Raw genomic sequence first — 14,970 nt, forward strand, 5'->3', positions numbered from 1 at the left:
GCCGAACACGGAAGTTAAGCGCTTCAGCGCCGAAAGTAGTTGGGGGTCTCCCCCTGTGAGGATAGGACGTTGCCAGGCAACATGAGACGATCAAGCATCTGCTTGGTCGTCTTTTTTGTGCGACGATGCGCTGCATCGTCGCTTTTCGTTTGCCTTTTTTTGAATCAATGATAAAATATAGTCAAAAGTCAAAGATGGTCAGAGGGTGGTGGAGATGAGAAACATATCTGATGTAATCGAACAGTATTTGAAGCAAGTACTCAAAGAAAGTCAGGCCAATGCAATTGAAATTAAACGACAAGATATTGCGAAACGTTTCGAGTGTGTCCCGTCTCAAATCAACTATGTCATCAACACACGATTTACCGTCGAAAAAGGCTATCTTGTTGAAAGCAAACGAGGGGGAGGCGGATATATTCGCATTCGCCGCGTCATCTTACATGAGAAGCAAGATTTATTAGCTAGTCTCATCGACTTCTTGCATAATCAACCTAATTTGAATGAACAAGTCGTCGAAAACATATTAATTCGTCTATTTGAAGAAGGATTGTTAAGTGAACGGGAAGTTCGACTTCTTTTTCACGTATTGTCTGATGAATCACTCGGTCTCCACGCAACCGATCGTCACTTGATTCGCCGACAACAATTATTAGCGCTTATGAAATTGTTAAGTTATCGCTGACGGAGGCGGGATAACATGCTATGCGAACGATGTAAACGGCGACCTGCCGTCAATGAAATGGTCATTAATGAGAACGGGGTATCTGTCACACGTAAACTGTGTCGGAATTGCGCGTTTGAAGTCATGACAGGTTACGTCCCGGTCGTGAAGCGGTGTCCGACGTGTCAAATGACGCAACATGCGTTACAACAAACGAGAAAAGCCGGCTGTACAATGTGTTACACCGTGTTTCGAGATGATTTATTAAAAATAACGCGTCAATATCAACAAGGGCATGATCATCACGTCGGTTCAATTCCGAACTTGTTACGTACGCCTGACGAACGAATTGAAGAACGACTCGTCAAGCTGGCAGGGGAGTTGGAGCAAGCTGTCGAACAAGAAGATTATGAACGTGCAGCCCGTATCAAAAAAGAAATGATTCAATTGAAAGGACAAGGTGAGGCGTGATGGAGACATTCCTCGAACAACCGCTCGGTCCGAAAATGCGTGAACGAGCGAAACTTGACGACCTTGTCATCTCAACGCGAATCCGACTGGCTCGCAACTTGAAGGACACGGTCTTCTCCCCAGTACTTTCAGAAGAAGGACAACGATATTTATGTGAACGTGTCGAATCTTCTCTTGGTGGTTTGCAAGGATTTAAGTATATTCATATGGGTTCCTATGATTACGTGACCCGCCAAGCGCTTGTTGAGAAGCATCTAATCAGTCCAACCATTGCTACAAAAGATGAAAGTGCCGTCTTTTTAAGTGAAGATGAGACGATTAGTGTGTTAATCAACGAGGAAGATCATTTACGAATTCAAACGTTACTTCCAGGGTTTCAGGTGATTGAGGCATTTGAACTCGCTAAACGCGTCGATGCTTTGTGTGAAGAATCACTTCCTTACGCCTTCGATGAAACATTAGGGTACTTGACGACGTGCCCGAGCAACATCGGGACAGGTCTTCGCGCCTCGGTCATGCTTCACTTACCAGGCTTGGTATTGACAGGTCGAATTACTCCTATACTAAAAGAACTTCGCAAACTAGGTTACACAATTCGTGGCCGGTACGGGGAAGGTAGTGACGCAGCGGGACGTTTATTCCAGTTGTCGAATCAACGTACACTTGGGAGCCATGAATCCCAACTCTTATCGGACTTTATGGAAATAACGGAACAACTCATTCAGGCCGAACGCCAAGCTCGTGAGGATTTGCTCAAAAACAAGGAAGACGAGTTAGAAGATCAGTTTTATCGCTCTTATGGGGTGTTGCGTTATGCGAAGTTACTGTCTTCGACAGAAGCAATTGAGCGTCTGTCTGACTTACATTTAGCGAGCGATCTTGGCCTATTGTCAGATTGGAGCCCGCCACAGTTTCATGAACTGATTGTAAGGTTGCAATCAGGTTTCCTACAAAAACATTTCGGGAAAACATTATCTACGAAAGAACGAGATCGGGAACGAGCGACGCTCGTTCGTCGCATGCTAGATCACGGTTTAGTTTGATTTAACTCTCAAGGAGGTTTTGTCCATGATGTTTGGTCGATTCACAGAACGAGCTCAGCGCGTATTAGCTTTAGCACAAGAAGAAGCGGTACGGCTTGGCCATCATAATATTGGTACGGAACATATTTTACTCGGCTTGATTCGAGAAGGCGAAGGGATTGCTGCAAAAGCACTTTTCGCCCTCGGTATGACGTCTGAGAAGATTCAACAAGAAGTAGAGGCGCTCATTGGACGCGGGTCAGAGAACGGGTCAACGATTCATTACACGCCGCGTGCGAAAAAAGTGATTGAACTTTCGATGGACGAGGCCCGTAAACTCGGTCACTCATACGTTGGGACAGAGCACATCTTGCTCGGCTTGATTCGAGAAGGCGAGGGTGTGGCGGCGCGCGTCATGAACAACCTCGGCATCAGTTTGACAAAAGCACGTCAACAAGTGCTTCAGTTGCTCGGTAACACAGAATCGTCAGCTAACGCCTCACAACCTGGAACGAGCGCTGCGACACCGACACTCGACGGATTAGCTCGCGACTTGACGCAACAAGCTCGTGAGTCACGTCTTGATCCGGTGATCGGGCGCGCTGGTGAGATTCAACGGGTCATCGAAGTCTTATCACGCCGGACGAAAAACAACCCGGTTCTCATCGGTGAGCCAGGTGTCGGGAAGACGGCTGTCGTCGAAGGATTAGCTCAACAAATCATCAATAATGAAGTGCCAGAGACGCTTCGTAACAAACGAGTGATGGTCCTTGATATGGGAACACTCGTCGCGGGTACAAAATACCGCGGTGAATTTGAAGATCGATTGAAAAAAGTGATGGATGAGATTCGTCAGGCGGGGAACGTCATTCTCTTCATTGACGAATTGCACACGTTAATCGGCGCTGGTGGGGCGGAAGGGGCAATCGATGCCTCGAACATCTTGAAACCATCACTCGCCCGTGGTGAACTTCAATGTATCGGTGCGACGACGTTAGATGAGTATCGGAAGTATATCGAAAAAGATGCCGCGCTCGAGCGTCGCTTCCAACCGATTCAAGTGAATGAACCGACGACCGAAGAAGCAGAGCAAATCCTACTCGGTTTGCGCGATCGCTATGAAGCGCATCACCGCGTGACCATCACGGATGAAGCGGTCCATGAAGCTGTTGTCCTTTCAGACCGCTATATTTCAGACCGTTTCCTTCCAGATAAAGCGATTGACCTTGTCGATGAAGCGGCGTCAAAAGTGCGTCTCCGTTCGTTCACGGCGCCACCGAACTTAAAAGAACTCGAAGCGCGCCTTGAAACGATTCGGAAAGAAAAAGATTCAGCTGTGCAAAGTCAGGAGTTTGAGAAGGCGGCCTCGCTTCGTGATACGGAACAAAAAGTACGCGAAGAACTCGAACAGTTGAAATCAGAATGGCAGAACAAACAAGGTAACGAAAAACTTGAAGTGACGAAAGAAGATATCGCACAAGTCGTTGCGAACTGGACCGGTGTGCCGGTCACAAAAATTGCCGAAGAAGAAACAGATCGTCTCTTAAAACTCGAGTCGATTTTGCATAACCGCGTCATCGGACAAGACGAAGCGGTCAAGTCGATTTCGCGGGCGATTCGCCGCGCTCGTGCCGGGTTGAAAGATCCGAAACGTCCGATTGGCTCGTTCGTCTTCCTCGGACCGACCGGTGTCGGGAAGACCGAATTGGCTCGTGCCGTCGCCGAAGCGCTCTTCGGTGATGAGGATGCGATTATCCGCATCGATATGTCTGAGTACATGGAGAAACATGCGACGAGCCGACTCGTCGGTTCTCCTCCAGGATATGTCGGTTATGAAGAGGGCGGCCAATTGACAGAAAAAGTTCGTCGCAAACCGTATTCGGTCATCTTGCTTGATGAGATTGAGAAGGCCCACCCAGAAGTGTTCAATATCTTGCTCCAAGTGCTCGATGACGGTCGCTTGACGGATTCGAAAGGCCGCACGGTCGACTTCCGCAACACGGTGATCATCATGACGTCAAACGTCGGAGCCGCAGCACTGAAACGCAACAAATACGTCGGCTTCACGGTTGAAGATGATGTGAAGCGTGAATATACAGAGATGAAGGACAAAGTAATGGAAGAGCTCAAAAAAGCGTTCCGTCCTGAGTTTTTGAACCGGATCGATGAGATCACGGTATTCCACTCGCTCCAAAAAGAGCATATCCAACAAATCGTCAAGCTCATGGCTGAGACACTCACGAAACGTCTTGGTGAACAAGGCATCGATTTCACATTGACGGAATCGGCGCTTGAGAAGATTGCTGAAGTTGGATACGACCCAGAGTACGGAGCTCGACCGCTCCGCCGGGCGCTCCAACGTGAGGTGGAGGACCGACTCTCAGAAGCGATGCTCAGTGGAGACATCACCAAAGGCAGTAAAGTCGCTCTTGACGTGCAGGACGGAGAGTTCATCGTCCGTAGCGAAGGTGTCGTTCAATAATGCGAAGCTCCCTCTCTCAAGTGAGGGAGCTTTTTTAAACAGAGAGGATTAAGTATGGCTAAACTAAAAACAAAGTACGTGTGTCAATCGTGCGGCTATGAGTCCGCGAAGTGGATGGGACGTTGCCCCGGGTGTAATGAATGGAACACGCTCGTCGAAGAGTTTGTCGAAGAGAAGAAAGCGAAGCGTGGGGCCGCGTTCGTTCACAGTTCATCGCGACAGTTGAAACCGGAGCGCCTCGCCGACGTCGTCTCACAGGAGGAGACGCGGGTTCACACGAACAGTCAAGAGTTCGACCGTGTGCTTGGCGGAGGAATCGTCCCGGGATCACTCGTTCTTGTCGGGGGTGACCCGGGGATCGGGAAGTCGACGATTCTCCTTCAAGTGAGTGCGCACCTTGCTCATAGCGGTCGGAAAGTGCTCTACATTTCTGGTGAGGAATCGCTCAAACAGACGAAGCTTCGTGCGGAACGACTCGGTTTGCCGACACAGGATTTGTATGTCCTCGCCGAGACCGATATGTTGATGATCGAACGGGTCATCGATGAAGAAAAGCCGGGATTTGTTATCATTGACTCGATTCAAACAGTATATATGGATGAGATTCAATCGGCGCCGGGTAGTGTCGCCCAAGTACGGGAATGTACGGCAGCGCTCATGAAGATTGCTAAAACGCGGGGTGTGGCCGTCTTTATCGTCGGGCACGTTACGAAACAAGGTTCAATTGCGGGACCACGTCTACTCGAGCATATGGTGGATGCGGTGTTGTATTTCGAAGGTGAGCGTCATCATACGTTTCGGATTTTACGGGCCGTGAAGAATCGATTTGGCTCGACGAATGAGATTGGTATTTTTGAGATGAAAGAGAGTGGGCTCGAAGAAGTGCTGAACCCGTCTGAGATTTTCCTCGAAGAACGGACAGCAGGTGTATCCGGCTCAACGGTCGTCGCTTCGATGGAAGGGACGCGAACGGTACTCGTTGAACTCCAAGCGCTCATCTCACCGACGTCATTCGGGAACCCACGTCGCATGGCCACGGGAATTGACCAAAACCGAGTCGCGCTACTTATGGCCGTACTTGAGAAACGGTCAGGTCTCTTGCTCCAGACGCAAGATGCGTATTTGAAGGCGGCGGGTGGCGTTAAACTAGACGAGCCGGCCATCGATTTGGCGATTTGCGTCTCTATCGCTTCTAGCTTCCGTGACCGTCCGACACGTCCGACCGACGTCTGTATTGGAGAAGTTGGCTTGACTGGTGAAGTGCGCCGTGTGTCCCGAATCGAGCAACGTGTCGCCGAGGCGGCTAAGCTCGGTTTCACACGTGCCATCATTCCAAAAAACAACCTTGGTGGCTGGACAGCACCAGGGGGGATCGACGTCGTCGGTGTCAGCACTGTCGATGAGGCGCTACAACTGACCATTCCGTTCTGATGGGCGCCTCCGACAGGTTTTAACGGTTTGTAACGAACGCTTTCAAACGAACCGTGTTACAATAAAAGTGCTGTTTTAATGAAATTTAAATTCAGATGAAGGAGGTGGAATGAGTGAAGATTGCAGTGCGAATCGGATTTATTTTGATTGGTCTTGTCGTCGGATGGTTCGGGATTATCGAATTAGTAGCTCTTTTTAACGATCTCGGTATGAACGTGCCGGCTTGGTTGACGATTCCATACGTAGCTAGTTTGATTGGTGGACTTATCTTCTTCATTCTCAGTTTATTCTTGACCGACATGGTCGTTAAATTTATCCGCTTTGTTGAAGAACGGCTCGTCCGTTTACCGGTTGGGGATATTTTGTTCGGTTCAATCGGGTTAATTATCGGGTTGTTGATTGCCTTTTTGATTAGCGTCTCGCTTGAAGTGACGAACATTTTCTTACTCAGCAAAATCGTGCCGATTTTCGTGACCGCCTTGTTCGGATACTTCGGCTTTGCCGTCGGGTACCGGAAACGCAACGAATGGATTAAATTGTTCGTGAAAAGTGAACGTGACAAGCAACCGGCCGAACCGGTACGCCGTTCAAACGATAAGATTTTAGATACGAGCGTCATCATCGATGGGCGAATCGCCGACATCGCAAAGACAGGCTTCATCGAAGGGACGCTCATCGTTCCGCAGTTTGTCATCGGTGAACTTCAATACATTGCCGATTCATCGGATACGTTGAAACGAAATCGCGGTCGACGTGGACTTGATATTTTAAAAGAGCTCCAAGACAACGATCGCATCGAAGTCGAGATTTATGATGGAGACTTTGAAGATGTAGCGGAAGTCGACATTAAGTTGATCAAACTCGCTGAAGTGAAGAACGGGATTGTCGTGACGAACGATTATAACTTGAACAAAGTGTGTGAAGTTCGAAACGTCCCAGTGTTAAACATTAACGACTTAGCCAACTCGGTGAAACAGATTGTCATCCCGGGTGAAGAGATGGTCGTTACGGTCATCAAAGAAGGAAAAGAACAAAATCAAGGAGTCGCCTACCTCGAAGACGGGACGATGGTCGTTGTCGAAGGGGGACGTAAACTCATCTCGAAGACGTTACCCGTCGTCGTGACGAGCGTGCTCCAGACCTCGGCAGGTCGAATGATTTTTGCTCGTCCTGAATAACTGTGAAAAAGAGACGCGCTTCGCGCTCTCTTTTTTCACGAAGTGAGGGGAATATGTGATGCGATATGCAGTCGTCATCCCAGCAGCCGGTCAAGGCAAGCGTATGGGGGCGAACGAGAATAAATTAATGTTACAGCTTCAAGGAAAGCCGATTATCGTGTGGACGGTCGAGGCGTTCGCTCGTGATACATGGTGTCACGAGATCATCTTGGCGATTCGTCCGGAAGAAGAGCTGTGGTTCCGCTCGATGCTCGGCCATATCCTGACGCCCATCACGTATGTAGCCGGTGGGAAAGAACGACAAGAAAGCGTCCGCGCCGGCCTGCATGCCGTGACGCTAGACGGTGTCGTCTTGATTCATGACGGAGCGCGTCCGTTCATTCGAGTCGACCAATTACGACAAGTGGCTAAAGCAGGACAAACGGTCGGTGCGATTTTAGCTGTTCCCGTGAAAGACACGGTGAAGCAAGTGGATACGGGACAAATTACCCGCACCGTGCCGCGTGAGACGCTTTGGCTCGCCCAGACCCCACAGGCGTTTCCAATCGAGCGAATTCGGCGTATTCACGACGAAGCGGCGAAGCAAGCGTTTACGGGTACCGATGACGCGAGTCTGTTCGAATGGGCAGGCCATGACGTCACGGTCATCCCGGGTGACTATCACAACATAAAAATCACGACACCTGAAGATTTATTGTTCGGGGAAGCGATTTTGACAAAGGAGGAGTATCGATGAGAATCGGACAAGGATTTGATGTACATGCATTTGCAGAAGGGCGCCCGCTCATTTTAGGGGGAATCGAGATTCCACACGACCGCGGTCTGCTTGGCCATTCCGACGCAGACGTGTTGCTACATACGATTGCCGATGCGGCTCTCGGTGCGATCGCAGCCGGAGATATCGGGAAGCATTTTCCGGACACGGACCCGGCCTTTAAAGATGCCGACTCGAAAGTGTTACTTCAACACGTCTGGCAACTCGTGAAAGCAGAAGGGTACGTCCTTGGCAACGTCGATGCGACAGTCATGGCACAGCGGCCAAAACTTCGCCCGTATATCGATGACATGCGAGCGGTCATTGCGGAGTTGCTTGAGGCCGACATCAGCCAAGTGAACGTGAAGGCGACGACGACGGAACAGCTCGGTTTCACCGGACGAGAAGAAGGAATTGCCGCCCAAGCGGTCATCCTGCTCAACCGTGCTTGACAAAAGTGGTATACTATTTGGGCAGAAGAGAAGAAAGGTGGAAATATTATGAGTGAAGTGCGTGTACGCTATGCGCCAAGTCCGACGGGTCACCTTCATATCGGGAATGCCCGGACAGCGCTATTCAACTATTTATACGCCCGCCACGCTGGCGGCAAAATGATTCTACGCATCGAAGATACCGATCAAAAACGCAACGTCGAGAACGGCGTCGAAAGTCAGATGAAGTATCTCGAGTGGCTCGGAATCGATTGGGATGAAGGCCCGGGTCGCGGTGGTGACTATGGCCCTTACTTCCAAATGGAACGACTCGATCTCTACAACAAACACGTGAATGAGCTGATGGAAAAAGGACTCGCCTATAAGTGCTATATGACGTCCGAAGAACTCGAAGCTGAACGCGAGGCTCAAATCGCACGCGGGGAAGCGCCACGCTACTCAGGTGCCCATCGCAACTTGAGCGACGAAGAACGAGCGGCGTTTGAAGCCGAGGGCCGCAAGCCATCGATTCGTATCCGCGTCCCTGAAGGTGTGACGTACAAATGGAACGATGTCGTAAAAGGCGACGTTTCATTTGAAGCGAAAGACTTCGGCGACTGGGTCATCGTCAAACAAGACGGGATCCCGACATACAACTTTGCTGTCGTCGTCGATGACTACTTGATGAAGATCAGTCACGTCTTGCGTGGAGACGACCACATCGCCAACACGCCGAAACAGATGATGGTCTATGACGCACTCGGATGGGACTACCCGACGTTCGGTCATATGACGCTCATCTTCAACGAGAACCATAAAAAACTATCGAAGCGTGATGAGTCGATCATTCAGTTCATCGAGCAATATGCCGATCTCGGCTACATCCCGGAAGCGCTCTTTAACTTTATTTCGCTTCTCGGTTGGTCGCCGGTCGGTGAGGAAGAGATCTTTACGAAAAAAGAGTTCATCGAGATGTTCGACGCGGGTCGCCTCTCGAAGAGCCCGGCCGTCTTTGATCAACAAAAGCTTGCATGGATCAACAGCGTTTATATGAAACAGGCTTCGCTTGACGAAGTGGTGGCACTCAGTTTACCATTCTTACAAGAAGCGGGTCGTTTGCCAGAAGCGTTATCGATGGAAGAAGCGGATTGGGCGACAGCGCTCATCGCACTCTATAAAGAACAGATGACACACGGGGCTGAAATCGTCGCGTTGACGGACTTGTTCTTTAAAGATGAAGTCGAGTATGACGAAGAAGCGAACGCGGTGCTTGCCGGCGAAGCAGTACCGAGTGTCTTGGCTGAGTTCAAGGCGCAACTCGAACAGATCGAAGATTTCACACCGGAAGCCATTAAAGCTGCGACGAAAGCGACACAAAAAGCGACCGGTCAAAAAGGAAAGAACTTGTTCATGCCGATTCGTGTCGCCACGACAGGGCAGACACACGGACCAGAGCTTCCAAACGCCATCTCATTGATTGGAAAAGAGCGCGTCCTCGCGCGTTTAACAACGTTATTAGCATAAAGGCAATGATGAGGAAAGTAAGCGGATTGACACTTAACAGAGACTAGAACCAAGGCTGGAAGTTCTAGAAGCGTCCCCCGTCGAAGTGCACCTCGGAGCCGTTCCGGCGATATGTAGTCGGGACCGCGACTCGGCGTTAACGAGACTTGAGAGGGGAAGTTTCCCAAACAGAGTGGAACCGCGCTTATGGCGTCTCTGTGCCTTGGCACAGGGGCGTCTTTGTTTTTTTATAAAGAAAAGGAGAACAATTATGGGATTTTGGAAAAGTGTACGGGCCGACATTCAAAATGTGCTCGAACTTGACCCGGCCGCTCGCTCAAAAGCGGAAGTGGTTTTAACGTATCCAGGATTGCACGCCCTTTGGGCACATCGGCTCGCGCATGGCCTATGGAAACGAAATGTGAAGCTGTTGGCGAAACTGATTGCCCAAACGAGCCGTTGGTTCACAGGGGTAGAAATTCACCCGGGAGCGGTCATCGGCGAGCGATTGTTCATCGACCACGGGTTTGGCATCGTGATCGGGGAGACCGCAATTATTGGCAATGATGTCACCATCTATCAAGGCGTGACACTCGGCGGAACGGGAAAAGAGAAAGGAAAGCGTCACCCGACAATTGGGAACGACGTGTTGATTTCGGCCGGTGCGAAAGTACTCGGCAATATCACGATTGGTGATTGCGCTAAAATCGGGGCGAGTTCCGTCGTCTTAAAAGATGTACCGTCTGACTCGACGGTTGTTGGGATTCCTGGTCGCGTCGTCATCCGAAACGGCGAGCGGGTGAAACCACACGACCTCGACCATCGCTTCCCGGATCCGGATCGGGAATGCCAAGAACGACTGGAGAACGCGGTCGAACAGTTAGAGAAAAAATTAGCTTCCTTAGAAAAGCGGATGGAGGAGAAGACACATGATTCAGTTTTACAACAGCCTCACGAATAAGAAAGAACCGTTCGTCCCGATCGTACCTGGGAAAGTGTCGATGTACGTATGTGGGCCGACCGTCTACAACTATATCCACGTCGGAAACGCCCGTCCGGCGATTGCGTTTGACACGGTGCGCCGCTATTTGACGTATCGCGGGTATGATGTGAAGTACGTATTGAACTTCACGGATGTCGACGATAAAATCATTCGGGCCGCAAACGAGCTCGGGGAAGACGTCTCGACGCTGACGAACCGCTATATCGAGGCATACCTGGCCGATACCGGGGCGTTAAACGTGCAACCAGCCGACGTGCACCCGCGCGTCACTGATACGATGCAAGAAATCATCGACTTCATCCGGACGTTAGAGACAGAAGGGTACGCGTATGCATCCGAAGGCGACGTCTACTTCCGCACCCGAAAATTCGATGAGTACGGCAAGCTCAGTCAACAATCGATTGAAGACTTACGGGCCGGTTCGCGCGTCGACGTCGGGGAGAAGAAAGAAGACCCGCTCGACTTCGTCTTATGGAAAGCGGCGAAACCAGGTGAACCGGCATGGGAGAGCCCATGGGGGCAAGGACGTCCGGGCTGGCATATCGAATGCTCGGCGATGGCGAAAAAGCATCTTGGCAAGACGATCGATATTCATGCCGGCGGCCACGATTTGAAATTCCCACACCATGAAAACGAAATCGCACAGTCTGAGGCGTGCAATCACACGAAATTCGCTAACTATTGGCTTCACAACGGGTTCATCAATATCGAGAACGAGAAGATGTCAAAATCGCTCGGGAACTTTTTGCTCGTCCATGAGGCGCTCAAGGAAGTCGATGCGATGGTGCTCCGCTTCTTTATGCTATCGGTGCATTATCGTCATCCAATCAACTATAGCCGGGAGCTAATCGAACAAGCAGCGAACGGGTGGGACCGGATCAAGGAGGCGTATCACAACGTCGAGCACCGATTGTCTGTAACAGCTGGCTTAGACGAGCCGAGCGAGGCGATGGAACGAAAACTTGCTGGCATTAAATCGGCATTCATTGAAGCGATGGATGATGACATCAATTCAGCCAACGCCGTCACGGTATTGTTCGACTTGGCGAGAGAAGCGAACATTTACGCCAAAGCGAACCACGTCTCAAAAGAGACGCTAGAGCACGTCATCAACTTGTTTGACGAGTTGACGGGTGTCCTCGGTTTGACGTTGTCGGAAGAGAAAGAGTTGTTAGATGCTGAAATCGATCAATTGATTCAAGAACGTGACACAGCCCGTGCGGAACGAAACTTTGCCCGTGCGGACGAGATTCGTGACCTTCTGAAACAACAACAGATTCAACTTGAAGATACGGCACAAGGTGTCCGGTGGAAGCGTCTATGAGTGTGAATCCGGCCCAGCTGAACGCACTCGCGCTTGCTTATATGGGTGACGTCGTCTATGAGATGGCGGTCCGGAAACGATTGCTCGAGCGGGGCTTGACACGACCGAATGACTTACACCGTGGGGCGGTCCGTTATGTCAATGCGGCGTCACAAGCAGGCATTGTCACCCATTGGCTCGAGACGAATGCGCTCTCGGAAGAGGAACAGGCCGTCGTAAGGCGAGGACGAAACGCCAAGTCCGGCTCGATTCCAAAGCGGACCGACGTCCATACGTATCGGTACTCGACGGCGTTTGAGGCATTGATTGGTTATATTTATCTTATAGAAAGAAGGGATCGTCTTGAAGAACTCATCGAACAAGCGTTCATTTGGCTCGAAACCGAGCAATCCGAAACGACATGAAGGAGGTAAATCGCGCGACAAACGTTCATTCGATCGTTCGCGCGAGGACGACCGGCCGAAACGACAAAAACTCGAACGCCCAGATTATCAAGAAGTCGATGTGATGGAAGAAGGCATCGATTTCTTGTACGGACGTAACCCGGTCATGGAGGCACTCCGGAGCGGGCGCGACATGAATAAAGTCTTCATTATGGAAGGTCAACAAAAAGGACCACTCGCGCAAATCATCTCGATGGCAAACGAAGCGTCGGTGCAAGTCTCTTTCGTCCCGAAGACGAAGCTCGAGAAGATGGCCGGCAGTGAGCACCACCAAGGTGTCGTCGCCGCCGTCGCCGCCTATGAATATAAGTCGATTGATGACATGTTCGCGCTCGCTGAATCAAAAGGGGAGACACCACTCTTCATCTTGCTCGATGAGCTTGAGGACCCACACAACTTAGGCTCGATTTTGCGGACAGCGGATGCTGTCGGTGCCCATGGGATTATCATCCCGAAACGTCGCTCGGTCGGCTTGACGCAAACCGTCGCGAAAGCGTCGACAGGTGCGATTGAATACATCCCGGTCGCACGCGTCACGAATTTGACCCGGACACTCGAAGAGTTGAAAGAAAAAGGATTATGGGTCGTGGGCACGGATGCGAGCGAGAGCCAAGATTATCGCCGCCTCGACGGTGACATGCCGCTCGTCGTCGTCATCGGAAGTGAAGGGAAAGGAATGAGTCGTCTCGTGCGTGAGACGTGTGACTTCCTCGTCCACATGCCGATGGTCGGTCATGTCACGTCGCTCAACGCTTCGGTCGCGGCTGCGCTTCTCTTGTATGAAGTGCACCGTACCCGTCATCCGTTGTCATGAGTGTAAAAAAGCGGGAACTCCTACTTGTTGACGGCTATAACATTATCGGGGCGTGGCCACATCTTCGGAAGTTACGCGAAATCGACTTCGATCAGGCAAGAAACGACCTCATTGAAGCAATGGCCGAGTATCAAGCGGTCACGGGCCGAGAGGTGACCATCGTCTTTGATGCCCATATGCGGTATGGGCGTGAATCGAAAGCGACGCAGAGCCGGGTCGCGATCATCTATACGAAAGAGAACGAGACGGCAGATGAATGGATTGAGCGTCGGGCGCATGAGCTCGTCGACAACCGTCTCGTCACACTGTTCGTGGCGACGAACGACTTTACGGAGCAATGGGTCATCTTCGGTCAAGGAGCGCTTCGCGTCCCGGCGACCGAACTGTTGAAAGATTGGAAACAAGCCCAGCTCGTAATCGAACAAGAGCGGTCGGCACTCAAACAAGACCGGTCCAACCGAAAAACGATCGATCTCACGCCGGAAGTGCGGGCCCGATTGGAAGAAATGCGTCGACGTAAATGAGACGGTGACGCACATCACGGACGAGTTCATCAAATGAACTCGTCTTTGTTTTTAATTTGACATTTTTTTGAAAGCAAATGTTGTATACTAATAGATGTATGCGTTACACGAATTGTAATTGACGGAATTTTTAGAATTTTGTTTGACGGTTGTTTTCTCTGCTGTCTATAATGAGGTCACAAACTTACATAGTTCATCATCAATTGCCGGGGGGTATGAAACATGAACGGATGGCCATATGAACAGTTCGAAAAAATGTCAGATGAAGAGCTCGTCTTACTCGCGCGCAATGAAGGGGATAGCGATGCGTTAGAGTTTCTTATCGAGCGCTATCGATATTTCGTGCGGGCAAAAGCGAGATCGTACTTCTTAATCGGAGCCGATCACGAAGACATCGTCCAAGAAGGAATGATTGGTCTTTATAAAGGGGTTCGTGATTATCGCGACGAGCGGCTCGCCTCGTTCAAAAGTTTTGCTGAGATGTGCATCACGCGCCAAATGATTACCGCAATCAAGACGGCGACGCGGCAAAAGCACATTCCGCTCAATTCATACGTGTCACTTGATAAACCGATTTTTGACGATGAGTCAGACCGCACGTTGCTTGACGTCATCTTGCCCCCGCATCCAACCGACCCGCAAGACCTGCTCGTCACTCGGGAAGACCAGTTGTTCATGGAAGAAAAGATGGACGAGCTGCTGAGTGATTTAGAACGAAAAGTGCTCCGGCTTTACTTAGACGGTCGTTCGTATCAAGAGATTTCAGACGATTTGGACCGCCATGTCAAATCGATTGATAACGCCTTACAGCGGGTGAAGAAGAAGTTTGAACGTCACGTCGATGTGAAGATGCTGACGAGTTAACCGATATTGACCCCACGCCTCCTATGTGATACTTTTAAGGCAGCGCCTTGTCCGTAGACGCCATT

Annotated in this window: 15 protein-coding genes, 1 rRNA gene and 1 other annotated feature; all 16 genes read left to right on the forward strand. The window is 50.5% G+C overall.

Translation table 11 applies throughout. The features are described from left to right. Nucleotides 1-78, forward strand: a 5S ribosomal RNA gene (rrf, locus tag KNP92_RS15960); the annotation flags it as partial. A gap of 136 nt (nt 79-214) precedes the next feature. Then, a complete protein-coding gene (locus KNP92_RS14645) occupies nt 215-682 on the forward strand; it encodes a CtsR family transcriptional regulator (RefSeq protein WP_214841799.1) in 468 nt (155 codons plus the stop codon). 15 nt (nt 683-697) lie between these two features. Beyond that, nucleotides 698-1,132: a UvrB/UvrC motif-containing protein gene (locus KNP92_RS14650; protein ID WP_034806332.1), complete on the forward strand. Its 435-nt coding sequence runs from the start codon at nt 698-700 to the stop codon at nt 1,130-1,132. Next, nucleotides 1,132-2,175: a protein arginine kinase gene (locus KNP92_RS14655; protein ID WP_081825823.1), complete on the forward strand. Its 1,044-nt coding sequence runs from the start codon at nt 1,132-1,134 to the stop codon at nt 2,173-2,175. Before KNP92_RS14650 ends, KNP92_RS14655 begins: the two co-directional genes overlap by 1 nt. A 25-nt stretch (nt 2,176-2,200) precedes the next feature. Then, nucleotides 2,201-4,636, forward strand: a complete 2,436-nt coding sequence (locus KNP92_RS14660; protein ID WP_211780261.1) for an ATP-dependent Clp protease ATP-binding subunit — start codon at nt 2,201-2,203, stop codon at nt 4,634-4,636. Nucleotides 4,637-4,690: 54 nt separating this feature from the next. Next, nucleotides 4,691-6,067, forward strand: a complete 1,377-nt coding sequence (gene radA, locus KNP92_RS14665) for a DNA repair protein RadA (RefSeq protein WP_214841808.1) — start codon at nt 4,691-4,693, stop codon at nt 6,065-6,067. A gap of 113 nt (nt 6,068-6,180) precedes the next feature. Beyond that, the gene (locus tag KNP92_RS14670; RefSeq protein WP_214841810.1) at nt 6,181-7,245 is read left to right on the forward strand and encodes a PIN/TRAM domain-containing protein; all 1,065 of its coding nucleotides are present in this window, start codon (nt 6,181-6,183) and stop codon (nt 7,243-7,245) included. A 58-nt stretch (nt 7,246-7,303) separates the two neighbouring features. Further along, nucleotides 7,304-7,981: a 2-C-methyl-D-erythritol 4-phosphate cytidylyltransferase gene (gene ispD, locus KNP92_RS14675; RefSeq protein ID WP_214841817.1), complete on the forward strand. Its 678-nt coding sequence runs from the start codon at nt 7,304-7,306 to the stop codon at nt 7,979-7,981. Beyond that, complete coding sequence (ispF, locus tag KNP92_RS14680) at nt 7,978-8,451, forward strand: 2-C-methyl-D-erythritol 2,4-cyclodiphosphate synthase (protein WP_034817112.1); 474 nt, start codon at nt 7,978-7,980, stop codon at nt 8,449-8,451. The genes ispD and ispF overlap by 4 nt, the downstream gene beginning before the upstream one ends. Before the next feature lie 45 nt (nt 8,452-8,496). Next, nucleotides 8,497-9,954 (forward strand): glutamate--tRNA ligase, encoded by a 1,458-nt coding sequence (gltX, locus tag KNP92_RS14685; RefSeq protein WP_214841890.1) that lies wholly within the window; start codon nt 8,497-8,499, stop codon nt 9,952-9,954. Continuing rightward, nucleotides 9,951-10,154 (forward strand) — a binding site (T-box leader). (Overlaps the previous gene by 4 nt.) A gap of 50 nt (nt 10,155-10,204) precedes the next feature. Next, a complete protein-coding gene (cysE, locus tag KNP92_RS14690) occupies nt 10,205-10,894 on the forward strand; it encodes a serine O-acetyltransferase (RefSeq protein ID WP_214841819.1) in 690 nt (229 codons plus the stop codon). Next, the gene (cysS, locus tag KNP92_RS14695) at nt 10,863-12,260 is read left to right on the forward strand and encodes a cysteine--tRNA ligase (RefSeq protein ID WP_214841821.1); all 1,398 of its coding nucleotides are present in this window, start codon (nt 10,863-10,865) and stop codon (nt 12,258-12,260) included. Before cysE ends, cysS begins: the two co-directional genes overlap by 32 nt. After that, nucleotides 12,257-12,664, forward strand: a complete 408-nt coding sequence (locus KNP92_RS14700; protein ID WP_214841823.1) for a Mini-ribonuclease 3 — start codon at nt 12,257-12,259, stop codon at nt 12,662-12,664. Before cysS ends, KNP92_RS14700 begins: the two co-directional genes overlap by 4 nt. 103 nt (nt 12,665-12,767) lie before the next feature. Continuing rightward, a complete protein-coding gene (gene rlmB / locus KNP92_RS14705; RefSeq protein WP_214841892.1) occupies nt 12,768-13,517 on the forward strand; it encodes a 23S rRNA (guanosine(2251)-2'-O)-methyltransferase RlmB in 750 nt (249 codons plus the stop codon). Beyond that, complete coding sequence (locus tag KNP92_RS14710; protein ID WP_214841825.1) at nt 13,514-14,041, forward strand: NYN domain-containing protein; 528 nt, start codon at nt 13,514-13,516, stop codon at nt 14,039-14,041. Before rlmB ends, KNP92_RS14710 begins: the two co-directional genes overlap by 4 nt. Nucleotides 14,042-14,263: 222 nt before the next feature. Continuing rightward, nucleotides 14,264-14,905, forward strand: a complete 642-nt coding sequence (gene sigH / locus KNP92_RS14715) for an RNA polymerase sporulation sigma factor SigH (protein ID WP_214841827.1) — start codon at nt 14,264-14,266, stop codon at nt 14,903-14,905. Nucleotides 14,906-14,970 lie beyond the last annotated feature (65 nt).

This window comes from Exiguobacterium sp. s122, from assembly GCF_018618475.1.
Lineage (GTDB): Bacteria > Bacillota > Bacilli > Exiguobacteriales > Exiguobacteriaceae > Exiguobacterium > Exiguobacterium himgiriensis.